Below are 15,384 nucleotides of genomic sequence, written 5' to 3' on the forward strand. Positions count from 1 at the left end.
CCCGGGATCGCCCGCCACGGGAGCGCGCCGGGACCTCCCGGGTCCGCGAAGCCTCCCTGACCGCTGCGGACACGGTCTCCTTCGCCCTGGGCCGTGACGCCAGTGCCTTGGACGGTGCCATCGGACGGAGACCTCCCCGCGTCGTGGATCCTCCGCGCCCGAGGGTGGCAGCGCGGGCGTGACGGCGCCGTCGCCCCGGTGTCGCCCCGGCGTCGCGGGGGAGTGCCCCGTCACCGGGCGGCCGTCCCGCCGTACGCGCCCGGCCGGTCGTCCCGGCCGGGCGGTCAGGATGCCTCCGCCGGTCGTCCCGCCGGTCGTCCCGCCGTACGACCCGCCGTACGCCTCGGCCGGCCGTTCCGCCGCGCCCCCTCCCGGGTGATCCGTTCGCGGTGCGCCGCCCCCGCGCGCCCCGAGGCCGCCCGTGTCGGCGACCCCGGGACGGCCGTACGGTGTCCCGGTGCGGACCGGGAGCGCCGGTACGCACCGGACACCGGCGTTCGGCGGCGGCGTCTGTCCGTCCGGCCGCCGCGCGGCTACCCGGCGCCGGGCCGAGGGCCGCCGCCCGGGAGGGTGGCGGTCATGGCGAGGACGGCGGACACCGAGTCCTCGTCGCAGGTACGGCGCAGAAGAGAGATGAACCGCTCGTCGCCGAGTGCGGCGCGCTGCTTGCGCAGGGCCGTGATGTTCAGGGCCGTATTGTCCGACTTGAGTTGTCGGTTGAGGGACAGCGCCTGGATCATCAGGGGCAGCGCCTCCTCGGAACGGCCCTGCACGGCACGGAGGTTGCCGAGTTCGCCGTAGTCGAGCGCCGTCTCCGCCCTCGCGCCGTCGGCCTCGTCGATGGCGAGGCATTCGCGGAAGCACCGCTCGGCGAGCGCGTGATCGCCGCGCAGCTGGGCCACTCGGCCCAGATGGAAGACGCTGTTGGACACCCCGGCCCGGTTGCCCAGCCGCCTCTTCACCTCCACCGAGGCCCGGAAGTGCTCCTCCGCCTCGGCGTAGGCCCGCCGCTCCTGACAGACGCGTCCCAACCCGTGGTGCACGATGGCCACGTTGGTGTCGTTGCCCAGGCGCCGGTACACCGCGAGCGCCGCCCGATAGCGCTGCTCGGCCTCGTCCAACCGGCCGGACTCCAGATTCGCGTGCCCGAGGTCCTCGTGGCATTTGGCCGTTCCCTCGGGGAACCCGGCCGCCTCGCACAAAGGCAGTGCGTGCAGAAGAAGCACCCGGGCCAGCCCCGCGTCCTTCCTCCGGATCGCGGCGATCCCCAGTTTGACGTAGGCGCTCCCCAGCAGCGTATGGCCGGGCCCCGAGTGATAGAACTCCGTCAGCCGCGCGACCGCCCCCAAGGCATGGTCCGCGGTCGACGCGTCGGCGTGCTGCCGCACGATCCCGTCGAAGGCCGGGGCGCCCAGCTCCAGCCGCTGGACGGCGAGCCATTCCAGATCCTCGGTCGCGCGGGGAAGCCGCTGGAGGTCGAGCCATGCCTCCAGGGTGTACGGCACCGCTTCGGCCACGCGCCCCAGCAGCGTTCGCACCACGCCGAGCCGCCTGCCGCAGGCGGCCAGACGCTCCTTCTCGCCGAGGGCCGCGAACAGCTCCCTCGCGCGGAAGAAGCACTCCTCGGCCCAGGACGGATCCCCGAGATCACGTGAGATCTCGCCGAGCATCTGGCAGCTCTCGGCGACGCTTCGATGGAGTCCGACGTCCTCGAAGATCTCCAAGGCGGCCCGCACTTCCGTCTGCGCGGCCGGGTCGTCGAAACGGGCCCGGGCGATGTTCGCCAGCTCCAGCCGGCCGTTGCCCTCGTTCACCCGGTCGCCCAGCCCCTGATGGAGGGAGAGGGCGCTCCGGGCGCAGTGCTCCGCCCTGACATAGTCCTTGGCGCGCCGGGCCAGCGCGCCGAGCTGGTGCTGGGCCGCCGCGATCCCCTCGACGTCGTCCAGTTCCTCGCACAGGGCGAGCGCCTCGGTGTACTGCCGCTCCGCGAGCCGGTCGTCGCCCCTGTCCAGGGCCAGACCGGCGAGCTGATGCAGGGTGATGGCCTTTCCCTGCCGATGGCCGATGACTTCCTTGACGGCCATCGACCGCCGGTAGAGCGCCTCGGCTTCGGCGGCGTCCCCCCGGTACTCGGCGATCATGCCCAGCTGGTGCAGCGCGGCCCCGGCCTGTTCCTCCGCGCCCAGCTCCTCGAACACGGCCAGCGCCCGCCGATACCGGCCCTCGGCCCGTTCGTACCGTCCCCGTCGCGAGTCCAGGCCGCCCAGCTCCGCGAGCTGTTCGGCGGTCCGCAGCGACCCGGGCGCCGTCAGGGCCAGCGCCTGCCGGCGCAACAGCTCCTCCCGGTCCCATTGGCCGCTCAGACGCAGCTGGAGGCAGGCGAACTTGGTGTAGTCCAGCGCCTCCACGAGCAGACCGGCGGCGAGCGCGTGATATCTGGCCTCCAGCACACGCGTGATGAAGAGGGCCTGTCCCGGCTCGGCGCCGCTCCGCCGGGCCCAGTAGGCGCTCGCCCTGCGGTGGGCCTCGGTCAGCCGCTCCGGCCCGGCGAGACGGGCCAGGGCCTCGGCCGTCCAGCGGTGCACCAGAAACGCGTCGCCGACGGGCGCGAGCAGCCCGAGGTGGAGCAGCCGGGACACGGCGTCGTCCGTCCCGTCCGGCGCCGGGGGCGGCTCCGCCTCGGCGGGCGGGGCGTCCGGCAGGTCGGCGAGCTGCCACACGAGCCCGTCCCGGTCCACCGGCAGCCGGTACACCGCCGCGCCGAGCAGCAGCGGCAGGGCCGACGGGACCGTGCCGAGCCGGGAGATCAGCTCCGGCAGCAGCACGTCCCGCGCGATCAGAGCGCCGGTCTCGTCCAGCCGCTGTCCCAGCGCGCCCGGGGGAGCGGCGCGGCCCGCCGGCGCCTCGCTCAGCAGGGCCCCGACCCCGTCGACGCGGGCGCCGCCGTCGCGCAGCAGGGCGTCGAGATACTCCAGGGACCGCGGATGGCCGCCGAGCCGCGCCCACACCCGCCGCTGCTCCGGCGGCGTCAGCGCGTCGACGCCGGGCAGCCGCCAGATCAGCTTGCGGGTCTCCTGCCAGGTCAGCGGGGGCAGATGACGGGCTTCGAGACCGGGGACCGGGAAGGGGTGTCTGCTGGTGACGATCGTGGGACGCTGTGCCGCCCACGCCCCGAGGAACGCGGCGAGGTCGCCGTCGGCGAGCCGGTGCCCCGCGTCCAGATTGTCCTCGGCGTTGTCGAGAACGAGCAGGAGCGGCACGGCGACCCGGGCGGTCTCCCGGAGCCGGTCCCGCCACTCCCGTCCCGGTTCGCCCAGGGCGATGAGCACCCGCCGCAGCGGATCGGTCCGCGCGAGGTTCTTCCGGGCGCAGTGGGCGCGCAGCCGCCGCAGCAGCTGGTCCAGGATCGCGTCGGGGGACGTCTCGCCGCCGACCGCGACCACCACACCGTCCGTGGCGGTCGCGAAGCGCCGCACCAGCTCGGCGGCGAGGCTGGTCTTGCCGATCCCGCCGATGCCGTGCAGCAGGATCCGGGGCTCGGGCCCCGACATCGCGCGCAGGGCGCTTCGGCGGCCCACGAAGTCGTGCCGTGCGCGGACCAGGCCGTCGAGGACGACGGAGGGCCGGTCGGGCTCTTCGACGGCCCGGGGCGGCCCGGGACGGCTCCCGGCCGGCCGCAGCTCCGGATCGGCGAGGAACAGCGCCGGCGTCGCCCACTCGGGGAACGCCCCCGGTGTCCCCGCCAGTTCCCGGCGGACCTCGGAGAACACCCGCAGCAGATCCAGGCCGGGGCGGTTCGCCAGCCCCTCGTACAGCCGGGCGCTCAGTTCGGTGGCGTAGCCGTCGCTGACGGCGCCGGTCATCGCCAGCACGGCCGGAACGCCGCTGTCCAGCAGGCTCCGGGCCAGACCGGGCAGCTCGGAGTCGCCCTCCAGCGCCGTGGAGCAGCCCGCCAGCACGATCAGGGGCACCTCGTGGGGGGCGGGCAGGACGTCGCGCAGGAAGCGCGTGGCGTCCACGGCGTCCTCCTCGCCGGAGGCCGTCTCCAGCAGCAGCGCGCCGGGGCGGGCATGGCAGGAGATGTGCAGCACACCGCAGGCCTCCTCGGCGAGCGCGGAGCGGATGGCGGCCGCGCTGCCCCACTCCAGCACCCGGACCCCCAGGCCGTCGCGGCGGCCGGGCTCCACGGCGTCCAGGATCCGGCCCAGCTCCCTTTCGTGGTCGAGCAGTTCGCCCGAGCTGTCGTCGGGGGCGGCGACGGCGGCGAGAACGCGCAGCGGGCCTCGGTCGGCGGCCGCGGACGGGCGGCCGGAGCGCGAGGTCGTCCGGTACATGTCCACATGCGGGTCCAGGGCGAGCGGGTCCGTGCGGCCGACCGGGACGACGGTCTCCCAGGGGAGGTCCGCCACCGCCGGATCGGTCACCTCGAAGCCGATCCGGTGCCGCCCCGGCCGCCGCAGCTCATCGGCGAGCGCCGAGCCGACGGCCCCGCCCAGGAAGCGGCTCGCGAGCGCGACGCCGACCTCCCGCAAGAGGGAGTCCGAAGGCTCTCTCGGCAGTCGCCACAGCAGATCGGCCGTGCGCTGGTTCGGGGCCTTCGGCTCCTGGGCGGCTCTGCGGCCCCGGATGTCGCACGTCACCAGCCCGGTCCCGATCGTCAGCCTGATCACCGGCGCCCCCCGATCGACTTCGCCTCCAGGACGGTGCGGAGGCGTTCGGGAATCACCGGCGGCCGACCGCGCCCACAGCCATACTGAGGTCATGTCAGAGGCTCCGGAAGAGCATCCGAGAATGAACGCGGTACGGGTCGACGAGTCTGGGATGCTCGAGTATTTCGACGGCGAGGTCTGGAAGCCGTACGTGGATCTCCCCGACGACGACCCGGGGCCGCTGGGCGTCGTCTTCCGGGGGCCCGGCCGGTGAACGCCGGCCCGCCGGCCGGGGAGCCCGGCTTCGCCGCCATGGACGTGCTGCCCTCGCCGCTGGACTCCGTCGCCGACAGCCGGGACGCCGCGCGCTGGACTCTCGCCTCCGCCGGAGCCGTGGGCGCTCTGCTGCTCGGCGGCGGCCCCCTGCTCGCCGTGGGCAGGATCGGCGACTGGACGCACGCGCTCTGGGCCGGAGGCGGGCTGCTCCTGGCCCTGGTCGGCGTCGCCTGGGCGATGTGGCAGACCAGCGAGGTCCTCGTACCCCCGCTGACCACACCCGAGGTCCTCACCTCGCCGGCCGTCCGAGGGCTGCGCGAGCAGTTCGACGCCGCCCCCGGCTACTACTTCGGCTCGATGGCCACCGATGTCGAGGATCTGCTGCGGCACCGCCGGATCGCCACCGAGATGTCCGGACTGCTGGCGACGGCCGGACCGGCGGAACGGGCCGTGCTGGAACGCGGCCTGGCGACCGCGCGGCGCAACATCGGACGGACCGACCCCTATCTGCGATGGCTGATGGCGACCGCGCACGCCTGGCTCGTACGGGAGAAGCTGCGCAGGGCCCGGCGGCACACCTTCCTCTCCGCCGTGGTCGTCATCACCGGCTCCGTGGTGTTCCTGGGCGCGACGGGCCGCTGAGCGCTCGGCGGCCGGGGCCGGGGGCCCGCGAGGGCCCCGGACTTGGGCGTTCCACCGCCCCCGAGCGGGCCGTGGGCGCCCGTCTATATTGGCCGGATGCCAGACGCGGACATGAGAGCCACCCGTACGGAGATCCGGCCCCCGAGGCCCGGCGAGGGGACGGGCGTGAGCGCCGGAACGTCGGTGCGCCGTACGCTCGTCGTCATCGCGCTCGGGCTGTCGTTCGCCGCCGGCAATACGTTCATCGCGTATCTGACCATGGGATACGAGTTCATCCCGGTGGGGACCGGTGTGCTCTTCGGCCTGGTGTTCGCGCTCGCGCTGCGCCATCTGCACCGGGCGTGGTGGCTCGCCGTGCTCTCGATCGTGCCGTCGCTGATGGTGTTGGTGCTGGGGTCCGTCGACTACGCGCCCGATCTGACGCTGGAGTACCGCGGGATCCACGAGCGGGTGACGATCACCGCCGACAGCGCCGCCGGGACGACGGGCGGCCGCCACCAGTACACCCTTGTCGGCCCCGGGGGCGAGCTGGCGGAGAAGATGGTGTGGACCGGTTCGTCCTCGGAGTACGCGGTGGGCGACCGGATCGAGATCCTCCGCGACCCGGAAGGCGTCGTCCCGATCAAGGACGCGACGCGTGTCGACTCCGTGATGATGCTCGACTGGGTGGTCTGGGGGCTGGGCGCGTGGATCGTCATGGCGCTCGTGGCCGGCCGGCGCGGTCATGTCCGCAGACGGAAGGGCAGGCAGCCCCTGCTGGACCGTTTCGACCTGGATTGACCTCCGCCGCCGGAGCGACCGCGAGCGATCGCCCCGGCCGGCCCGCGCCGCCGACGGCGGAATTTCTTGATCCGGGGCGAGAAAGACGATGAGCGGTGATCGGGAACGCATTTCTCGCGTACCGGGCGTGATCGAAGTCAAGGGCATTCCCGGCCGTGGAGAAACGCCTGCCGGGGCGCGGCGGATTTCGATATGCGGTGAACGACGGCGGCGCATTCCTAAAGAATTCTCCTCGTGCACAAGAAGTCTTGTTACCCCCTGGGTGTTCGCCTACAGTTCTGCCGGTGGCGCAGTCGCTGAACTGCGCGCGCCTGTCGACAGGAAGGGATTCGCCATGCGCAAGATGATCCTGACCGGGGCGCTCTTCGCCCGTCTCACCCGCAAGGACCGGCTGACCCTGCCGTACGCCTACTACTAGGCCGCGGGGCGAACGAGTGGATGATGGCCGCGGCAGTCGTGTCGCGGCCATTCGTACTGCCCGGAACCACCCGCCCGCAGTCCCGCACCGCAGTCCCCGCACGCACCGCACCGCAGTCCCGCACGCACCGCACTGATCCGTTCCGCCCCGGGAGGACATGTGGCCGCCGCTCCCCTCGAAACCGGGATACCCGGACCCGTCGGGGACAAGTACATCGGAAATCTCCATGCGTTCAGCAGTGATCCGCTGAGATTTCTCACCGACTGTTCGCGCGCTCATGGCGATGTGGTGCGGATCGGCGAGCACAATGTGCTGCTGAGCGCACCCGGCGATGTCGAGACGATGTTGGTCGACCGGGAGGGGCGATTCACCAAGCGAAGCCCGCTGACTCTGCGCCGGGGACGCAAACAGGGATTCCCCACCGCGATGATGAACAGCGACGGCCCCGACTGGCAGGCGAAACGGCACCGGATGCAGCCCGCGTTCGGTCGCGCCCTCACCGCCCGGGCCGCGGAGATCGTGGACGCGCAGGGCGAGCGGCTGCTCGGCGGCTGGCGGGCCGGGGTGCCCTGCCGGCTCGACGAGGACGTGCCCCGGCTGACGCTGAGGCTGATCAGCGAGCTGATGTTCGGGAGCGCGTTCAGCGACCGGGACGTCGCGGACGTGGCCCGTATGGTCGCGCCCATCATGGATATGTCGACTTCACCGCTGCTGCTGCCGGAGTGGTGGCCCACCCCGGCCAAGGTGCGGATCCGCCGCTCGGCGGCCCGCGTCGACGCCGTGCTCAAGGCCCTCGCCGACTCGCCGCACGCCCACGACCCGGAGCGCGCCCCCGTCCTGCACGCGCTGCTCCACGGCGATCCGAGGCCGACCGCCGAGGAGATCCGCGACGAGCTCGGCACCCTCGTCATGGCCGGGTTCGAGACCACCAACGACTCGGTGGTGTGGGCGAGCGTGCTGCTCGGCCGGCACCCCGAGGCCGCCGAGCGGGTACGGGACGAGGCGGCCGCCGCGTTCGCCGGGGCGCCCGCGGGCATCGCGCGGATGGAGGCCCTGCCGTACACCCACGCCGTGGTGCGCGAGGCGCTGCGGCTCTACTCGCCGGTGTGGCTCAGCAGCCGGGACGCCCTGCGCGACGTGGAGTTCGGCGGCCTGACGATCCCGGCCGGCACCACGGTCACGGTCAGCCAGTGGGTCGCCCACCGGGATCCGCGCCACTGGGAGCGGGCCGACAGCTTCCGCCCGGAGCGCTGGCTGGAGGGGTCCGCGCCCGCGCCCCGCGGCTCCTACTTCCCGTTCGGGCTCGGCCCCCGCGTGTGCATCGGGGCCGCCGTCGCCACCACCGAGACGGTGCACATCGTCGCGGACATCTGGCGTCGATTCCGGCTGGAGCTGATCAGGCCCGAGCGGATCCGGCCCCGCCCCGCCCTCGCGCTCCAGCCGACGGGCGTCGAGGCCGTGCCCCGCGACTGGTGACCGCGCGGGCCCGCCCACCGGCCGACGGGGCCCGGGACGGGACGAGCCCGCCCGGTCGGTAGAGCCCGCAACGGTCCGGGCCCGCCCGGCCGGCGGGCCCGGACGCGGAGAAGCCCGCCGGCCCCCTCCCTCGGGGCCCGGCGGGCTCGTCCTCACATCCGGCCGACTACGGCGCGTCCCGCACCGTTCCGGTGACGTCCTGGCTCTGCAAAGGCTCGCCCATCCGGTCGTAGGCGGTCATCCGCAGCCGCAGCGACTCCGTCGGCTCGGTGACCCGATCCGCGGCGGTGGGCACGCTCACCTCGGCGCTCAGCTGCCCCGGAGGCACCCAGGCCTGCAGGTACGGATCGCTCATGACCGTGGACAGCGGCCGCTCGGGCGCGGCCTTCGCACCGTACATCTCCTCCAGCCACACCGGGTCGACGTCCAGCGTCGACAGCTCCGGACCGCCGCTCACCGGCAGACCGGTGATATCCGCCGAGACATACGCGTCGGCCACCTCGGAGAGCGACATCCGCCAGGTCAGCGGATTCCCCTCGACGACCTGGTCCGTGACCGGGGTGAGGGTGAGCTTCGGCATCGGGTCGTCGTTCTCCACGACCACCCCGCCCCGGTGCGAACCGACCGCCACACCGCGCACCGCCTTCACGAACGCGCCCTGGGCGTAGTCGTACCCGAAGCGGGTGTTGCCCGTCACCTTGACCGGCACCACGATCTCCCGGCTGCCCGGACCCACGTTCACGATCCGGGAGTCGACCTTGTCCGAGTCCTGCCGGGGCACGAAGAGCCGGACCTGACCGGTGCCCTTTCCGGAGACCCGGACCGGGACCCGGTAGTTCCGGACCCCGGAGTCGCCTTCCTTGACCGTCAGCCGGCCGATGTCGATACGCGGCAGCTCGGCCGGGCGGACCGCCGGGGTGCCCGGCCGCCAGCCCCACGCGTCCATCAGCCACGCCTTGCCGGACCGGGTGCGCGGCGTCAGCTCCAGCGACTTCACCCGCTTCAGATCCAGCCCGGCGCGAACGGCGGCGGACAGCGGCACCCGGACCTCGCGCCCCCAGTAGGAGGAGGTCCGCTCGGTGCCCGGCAGCCCGTCGGCCAGGACGCCGCCGAGCTTCGCCCGCCGGCCCGAGATGTCGACGATCGTCACGTCGAGCCTGGTGCGGGCGGTGTTGGGCGGCACGATCACCCGCAGGGCCAGGGCGTCGGAACCCTTCAGCGAGAACGGCTTCGCGGGGCTCATCCGCGTCGCGGCGCCCGCCTTCGACCACGCCATGCCCACCGCGTACCGGCCCGGCTCGGGGATCGTCTCCCAGAACGCGAAGTGCGGCGACGAGCCCTTGGCGCCCGACAGACAGGCGTCGGCCCCCTCACTCACCTGCGCGCAGAGCTTGCCGCCGGTCACGGCGGCCGACGCGTCCGGCACGAAAGCGGCCTCGCGGCGCCCGCCGACGGCGTGCGTCAGCACCCGCGCGGGACCCGCCGAGGGCGCGCGCCGCTGCGAACCGTCCAGCAGCGGCCGTACCCGGTCGTCGTTCGCCACGAACAGCCGGGCGGCGGCCGCGATGTACGCGGAGCCCGCCTTCTGCTGCTGCCGGGCCGTCAGCCGGGTCTTCGTGCCCGGCGAGCACACCGGGTCCTTCTCCGACCAGAAGTCGTCCTCGGCCGGAGCCTCGGCCTGGCCGGGCGTCCACTCGGTGTTGAAGAAGTTGTGGTTCGCGCCGACCATGTACACCGCGCTCTGCAGGGCGTCGCCCCGGCTGATCCCGCGCGTGCCGTCGACGTAGATCTGGCCCTGGAGGTCGGACACATCGCCGTCGCAGCCCGGCAGAATCGTCATCGACGGAACGTCGGGCGCCGGATTCTGCCCGAAGATCGTCGGACCGATCAGGACATTGCCGCGGATGCGCCAGCGCACCGGCCCCTTGTACCCGTCCTCGTCGGCGGGCGGCCGGGAGAGTGAGTCGAGCGCCGCGCGGTTGACGCCCTCGCCGCCGCGCGAGTGGCCGACCAGCAGGGTACGGGAGAGATCGGCCCGCGAGGTCGCGCGCACGGCGGCCGGAGCCTTGGCCGGGGAGTCGGCCCACTCCGCCCAGCGGGCGAGGTGCTGCCGCACCAGGGACGAACGGGCCTGCGCGCCGCCGTCGTCGGCGTCGTGGTCCTGGCCGTTGATGCCGTTGGCCGAGATGGACACCGTCACATAGCCCTGCGAGGCCAGCAGCTTCTGGTCGTGCAGATAGCCGCGGTGACTCGGTATCGGCTTGGAGCCCTTCTCGCAGGGCCAGCCGCCGAGGGACTCGCCCCGGGCGTTGTAGCAGGAGGCGTGGCGGCCGTGCAGGAACAGCGCCAGCGGGCGCGCCCCCTTCGCCCCGACCGGCCCCGTCACGGTGGCGCGCATCTCGACCGGCGCGGGGAAGCCGGGCAGCCGCACCGACGCGAGGTCGTACTCGCCGGTGACCGTGCGGAACGACCCCGGGACACCGGGGTCGACGTCGTTCGCGGGGAACGGGACGGGCTGCGGCGCGGTGCGCCGGGGAGCCTTGGCGGCCTCGTCCACGGTCCCGTCCGCGTCCAGCCGCCGACCGCCGGCCAGCACCTTCAGCTCCTGCACCGGCCCGATGTCCGTGCCGTCGAGCTTCAGCCGGAACGTACGCCGGTCGTCGTCGGCCAGCGGTCTGCCGACGAGCCGGTCCCCGGAGCGGAACTCCACCCGGGCGTCGCCGATGGGCACCGGGTCGGGGGAGACCCAGACCAGCTGTCTCCCGTCGCCGGAATCGGCGATCCGCCAGCCGTCGGGGAGCGCGCCCGCCGACGGCGGTCCGGTGGATATGGAACTCCCCGTGGACGGTGGGGGGCCCGCGGACGGCAGCGCCAGCGCCACCCCGGGCGACCCCGCCGCCAGCGCCAGCACCGCCAGCCCGGCGGTCATCATGCGCGGGACACGGATCACTGTGGTCCTCCTCGTCATAGGGCCGTGCGTCGAGCGCCCCGGACTCCGCTCCTCGGCAGCCGTCCGGGACCTCTTCCGGTTCCGGAGGACGGAGGCCGGGGCCGAGGGGTTGCCTCGGCGCGCGCACTGTGAGGCAAACGTTGTCCACGGAGGCCGAGTTGGCCGTGCGGCGCCCCGGCCCGAATCCTTTTCCGCGGGCCGCGCCTCTTCTCCCTGTGCGGACAGAGCGTCGGCACGGAACCCGGAGGCTGTCATGATCGAAGGTGCCGTCATCGTCACGGCTGTGCTCGTCTGCGCGTGCGTGGTCGTTCTCGTCCTGCGCCGGAAGGGGCGTAACCGTGGCTGACTTCGTCTGGCCCGGCGAACAGCTCATCGCCGCGGCGCGGGAGGGCGACCCCGAGGCGACCGCCGCCCTGGTGTCGGGCTCGCACCCCCATGTGCGGCGATTCGCCCGGACGCTGTGCGCCTCTCCGCAGGACGCCGAGGACGCCGCCCAGGAAGCGCTGATCATCCTCTACCGCAAGATCGGGATGCTGCGCGCCTCCGGCGCCCTGGCGTCGTGGATGTTCCGCATCGTCCGCAACGAGTGTCTCCGGCGCACCCGGCTGACGCTGCGGAGCCAGGGGCCGGTGCCGGACGCCGTGGTCCCGTCGTTCGAGGAGGAGGTGTTCCAGCGGCTGGAGGCCGCCCGGGTGGCGGACGCGATCGCCGCGCTCCCCGCCGATCAGCGCCGGGTCCTGATCATGCGTGACATCCAGGGACACAGCGGACGGATGACCGCCGACGCCCTCGGCCTCAGCCCCGCCGCGATGAAGTCCCGGCTGCACCGGGCCCGGGCGGCGGTCCGCCAGGCCCTGGCGGAGCCGGCCGCGCCGGGACGGGAGGACGGCGGCCATGGCTGACCGGCCGAGCTTCGCGAGCGCCTCCCTCCCCCGCCACGCGGCGCGCGGAGCCGTCGGGTTCGGCGCGCTCGCCGGATCCGTCCTGGCCCTCCCCGCCGTGGGCCCGATCGCCCTGCTGCTGATACCCGTCGGCCTGGTCGCCCTGCGCGGCTGCCCCATGTGCTGGACGATCGGCCTCGTCCAGACCCTCTCGCGCGGCCGCCTCCGCCGCACCTGCGCCGACGGCGCCTGCGAGCTGACCGCGGCCCCGAGGGGGCCCGGGGGGTGAGCGGGCTGCCGCGGGCGGTCCGGCGGTGACCGTTCCCGGGGGCGCGCGGTACGGGGGCGTACGCGGGCCTCGGCCCGGGCGCGCCGCCGTCCGGGCCGCGCGCCCGTCTGTCCGCCCGTCGGTCCGGCTGTCGGTCCGTGAACGGTTCTCTGTTTACGGCGGGCGGCTCCGGCGGGTCGGCGGGCGCCGGTCTCGCGGGCCGACTGAAGTCTCGTCGGTCGGTCGGTCGGTCGGTCAGTCGGTCAGTCGGTCGGGCGGTCGGGCGGTCAGTCGCTCGGTAGGTCGCTCGGTAGGTCTCGTGGGTCAGTCGGTCTCGCGGGTGAGCCGAGGGGCCTCCGCGAGGGCGTCCACCGGATCCCCGCTCCCGCCCTCCAGCCGGGCGGCGAGCGAGCGGGCCCAGACCGCCAGCCCGGAGACGTCCACACCGTACGGATCGCGGAATCCCGCGATCCGGTCCGCGCCCCTCAGCAGCAGCCGCGCCCCGCCCCTCGCGTTGCCGCGCGCGGCATGGGTGAGCCCGACGGCCAGCTGCGCCAGCCCTCGCCACAGCTCGCGCTCCTGGTCAGGGCCCGATTTCCAGGCGTCCTCGAACACCTCGTGCGCGTGGAACGGCTTCCCCTCGTCCAGCAGCCGCTGAGCCTCCACCAGCGTGCGCCCGGGCGGGCGCACCACCCCCTCGGGCTGCCGCTCCACCCCCCGCGCGCCGTACGGCAGCGGCCGCCCCAGCCCGTCGCGCGGACGCGCGCTCCGCGCACGCCCCTCATCGTCACGGTCACGCGGTGCGCTGCTCATCCCTCGATTCTCCCCGATCCCCCCGCGACGGCCCACGACCGCCCCATGACCGCAGGCCGGGGCGGTCCGGCCGACCCGGAGAGTGGGGTAATGTTCTCCATGCGCGCCCGGCCTGAGGCCACCAGGGCACGCGAACGGGACGTGGCGCAGCTTGGTAGCGCACTTGACTGGGGGTCAAGGGGTCGCAGGTTCAAATCCTGTCGTCCCGACTTGTGTTTTCGCAGGTCGCAGGCGGTATCGGAGAAATCCGGTACCGCCTTTCCGTATGTCTTGGGGACCATTTGGGGACCACACGGTCTAGCGACGCCTTCCGGGGGCGGGCTGGACGGCCAGGCTGAGGGGCGCGCGGACGGGGTTGAGGTGGGCGGTGAGAGCTGCCCCCGCGCCGGTGATCTGGGACATGTCGGGGTGGAGGTAACGCTGGGTGGTGAGCAGGGATCCGTGTCCGGCGATCTTGCGCAGTACGTGGGCGGGGACTCCGGCGTCGGCGAACCAGGTGAGTCCGGTGTGGCGCAGGTCGTGGCGGCGCAGGTGTTCGAGGCCGAGTGAGGTGACGACCTCGTCCCAGTGGGTGGCGTCGCGCAGCACGGCGGTGGAGATCCGTCCGCCACGCGGCCCGGTGAAGAGCCGGGCGTCGGGGTTGGGGCCTGCGGCGAGGATGCGTTCGGCGACGATGGGCCGGATCTCCTCCACGAGGGGGACGTGGCGGGCGCGTTTGCCCTTGGTGTTCTTGTCGACGAGCCCGCCGGGTGCGGGGGTGGTCTGGCGGCGGACGGTCCAGATCCAGTTCACCGTGTCGATGTCGGCGACGCGGACGCCGGAGACTTCCCCGATGCGGGCGGCGGTCGCGGCGGCGAAGACCACGACCTCGCCCCATCCCTGGTAGTGGCCGTGGGAGCGGTCCACGAGGGCGTGGGTGAGGTTGAGCAGGGTGGGCCAGTCGCGCAGGGCGAGGGCGCGGGGGTTGTCGAGTTCGTCCTCGGCCTGTTTGTACTCGCGCTGCCATCCGGTGACCCGGGCCGGGTTGACGGTGATCAGCCCGTCCCTGACGGCCTGTTCCATGACGCGGACGAGGACGGCGAGGCTGTTCTTGACGGTGGAGCGGCTTTGCTCGTCGGCGATCCAGCCGTGGACGGTGCGGTCGACAGCACCGTTGCTGATCATCCGGACGGGGAAGTTCCCGAGCGCGGGGACCACCCGGCGGCGCCAGCCCGCGAGATAGGGGTCGAGCGTTTTCAACTCCAGGCCGCGCAGGGCCAGGTCCATGTTGCTGGTGCCGTACTCGGCCAGGGACATGGTGGCCACGTTCGGCGCGATCCCGGCTTCCGCGGCCTTGAGGATGCCGGAGATCCACTCCTCGGCCTCGTCGTGCGTGTCCTTGCCCTCGGAGAGGGATCTGCGGCGTTTGGAGGCGGGGTCGAACCAGCGGACGCGGGCCCGGTAGGGGGAGGGGCGGTTGGGGCGGTGCTCGATGTCGCCGGCCACCCGCACACCGAGCGGAACGGCCTCGGTGTAGGGCATCAGGCCACCACACCGAGTGTGACGCGGCGCTCGGCGAGCCAGGTCTCCACGTCACGAGCGCTGTAGAGGACGACACGCCCGCTCACAGGAACGTACGGAGGCCCTTGGAGGGGATGCGCGGTGCGCCAGCGCCGGAGCGTGGAGGGATCAACCCGCAGGAGGCCGGCGAGTTCCCCGGTCGAGTACCAGGTACCGGACAGCGGCCCGCCTGGCTCGGTGCTGTGGGATATGCCGGATGGAGTGGAACGAGAGGGCATGGAGTTCTGAGAGGCGGGCCGAGTGGGCGGCAGTGAGCGGGAGGATGAAGGGGGTGTGTGCGGGTAGTTCACCCTTCAAATCTCCGCAAGATCCCCAGTTTCGGAAACCGGTGATTATCTGCTATATAGCCCCCCGCGGACGTCGGGAAGGTCAATATCACCGTCTTCTTCTGCTTCATGCTGGTGACGCCAGGGCAGCAACGACCCCAAGGCCGAGCCGTTTACGGTACGAGCGGATGTGGGTCGCAGGCCCGTCCGCGGTGACTCTCCAGCGGGTGCGCTCCGTAGGCTTGTCCCTGCCTGCCACTGGGGCAAGAACACCTGTTCGTGTATGTGTGAACGGTTTTCGGCCGAGGTGTGTTGATGTGCGGCCTGGGTTTTTTGTCCCTGGCATGTGCGGGAGTGCTGCGGGAAGGTGGGGGCGATCCGTGCACTCCCCAGGCGGCCCCTTCC

The 15,384-nt window shown here is 73.2% G+C and carries 12 protein-coding genes and 1 tRNA gene; 8 read left to right on the forward strand and 5 right to left on the reverse strand.

Features of this window, described 5'->3' with window-relative positions; all coding sequences use genetic code 11:
- Positions 1-533: 533 nt before the first annotated feature.
- Entirely contained in the window at positions 534-4,670 is a 4,137-nt protein-coding gene (locus ACF089_RS22805) for a tetratricopeptide repeat protein (protein ID WP_392029341.1), read from the reverse strand.
- Between the two features lie 91 nt (positions 4,671-4,761).
- On the opposite strand from ACF089_RS22805, the gene ACF089_RS22810 reads away from it, so the two are divergent.
- The 5 genes from ACF089_RS22810 to ACF089_RS22830 all read left to right on the forward strand — a co-directional run bounded on the left by ACF089_RS22810 (position 4,762) and on the right by ACF089_RS22830 (position 8,241).
- Positions 4,762-4,923, forward strand: coding sequence for a hypothetical protein (locus ACF089_RS22810; RefSeq protein WP_392029343.1), 162 nt, complete (start codon positions 4,762-4,764; stop codon positions 4,921-4,923).
- A complete protein-coding gene (locus ACF089_RS22815; RefSeq protein ID WP_392029344.1) occupies positions 4,920-5,567 on the forward strand; it encodes a hypothetical protein in 648 nt (215 codons plus the stop codon). The genes ACF089_RS22810 and ACF089_RS22815 overlap by 4 nt, the downstream gene beginning before the upstream one ends.
- 96 nt (positions 5,568-5,663) lie before the next feature.
- On the forward strand, positions 5,664-6,347 hold the full coding sequence (locus tag ACF089_RS22820) for a hypothetical protein (RefSeq protein WP_392029346.1): 684 nt from the start codon (positions 5,664-5,666) through the stop codon (positions 6,345-6,347).
- Between the two features lie 127 nt (positions 6,348-6,474).
- The gene (locus ACF089_RS22825) at positions 6,475-6,765 is read left to right on the forward strand and encodes a cittilin family RiPP precursor (RefSeq protein WP_392029348.1); all 291 of its coding nucleotides are present in this window, start codon (positions 6,475-6,477) and stop codon (positions 6,763-6,765) included.
- A 159-nt stretch (positions 6,766-6,924) separates the two neighbouring features.
- A complete protein-coding gene (locus ACF089_RS22830) occupies positions 6,925-8,241 on the forward strand; it encodes a cytochrome P450 (protein WP_392029350.1) in 1,317 nt (438 codons plus the stop codon).
- Between the two features lie 166 nt (positions 8,242-8,407).
- On the opposite strand, the gene ACF089_RS22835 is transcribed toward ACF089_RS22830, so the two are convergent.
- A complete protein-coding gene (locus ACF089_RS22835; protein ID WP_392029352.1) occupies positions 8,408-11,191 on the reverse strand; it encodes a hypothetical protein in 2,784 nt (927 codons plus the stop codon).
- Between the two features lie 338 nt (positions 11,192-11,529).
- On the opposite strand from ACF089_RS22835, the gene ACF089_RS22840 reads away from it, so the two are divergent.
- A complete protein-coding gene (locus tag ACF089_RS22840) occupies positions 11,530-12,093 on the forward strand; it encodes an RNA polymerase sigma factor (protein ID WP_392029354.1) in 564 nt (187 codons plus the stop codon).
- Positions 12,086-12,361: a hypothetical protein gene (locus ACF089_RS22845; protein WP_392029356.1), complete on the forward strand. Its 276-nt coding sequence runs from the start codon at positions 12,086-12,088 to the stop codon at positions 12,359-12,361. Before ACF089_RS22840 ends, ACF089_RS22845 begins: the two co-directional genes overlap by 8 nt.
- 303 nt (positions 12,362-12,664) lie before the next feature.
- On the opposite strand, the gene ACF089_RS22850 is transcribed toward ACF089_RS22845, so the two are convergent.
- Complete coding sequence (locus tag ACF089_RS22850) at positions 12,665-13,153, reverse strand: DUF309 domain-containing protein (protein ID WP_392029358.1); 489 nt, start codon at positions 13,151-13,153, stop codon at positions 12,665-12,667.
- Between the two features lie 135 nt (positions 13,154-13,288).
- On the opposite strand from ACF089_RS22850, the gene ACF089_RS22855 reads away from it, so the two are divergent.
- Positions 13,289-13,362: transfer RNA gene (locus ACF089_RS22855), tRNA-Pro, on the forward strand.
- A gap of 88 nt (positions 13,363-13,450) precedes the next feature.
- Here the strand turns inward: ACF089_RS22855 and ACF089_RS22860 are convergent.
- Together ACF089_RS22860 and ACF089_RS22865 are read right to left on the reverse strand one after the other, a co-directional pair.
- Positions 13,451-14,674, reverse strand: coding sequence for a tyrosine-type recombinase/integrase (locus ACF089_RS22860; RefSeq protein WP_392029360.1), 1,224 nt, complete (start codon positions 14,672-14,674; stop codon positions 13,451-13,453).
- Complete coding sequence (locus tag ACF089_RS22865; RefSeq protein WP_392029362.1) at positions 14,674-14,931, reverse strand: helix-turn-helix domain-containing protein; 258 nt, start codon at positions 14,929-14,931, stop codon at positions 14,674-14,676. The genes ACF089_RS22860 and ACF089_RS22865 overlap by 1 nt, the downstream gene beginning before the upstream one ends.
- Positions 14,932-15,384: the final 453 nt, after the last annotated feature.

This window comes from Streptomyces sp. NPDC014894, assembly GCF_043080985.1.
Classification (GTDB): domain Bacteria; phylum Actinomycetota; class Actinomycetes; order Streptomycetales; family Streptomycetaceae; genus Streptomyces.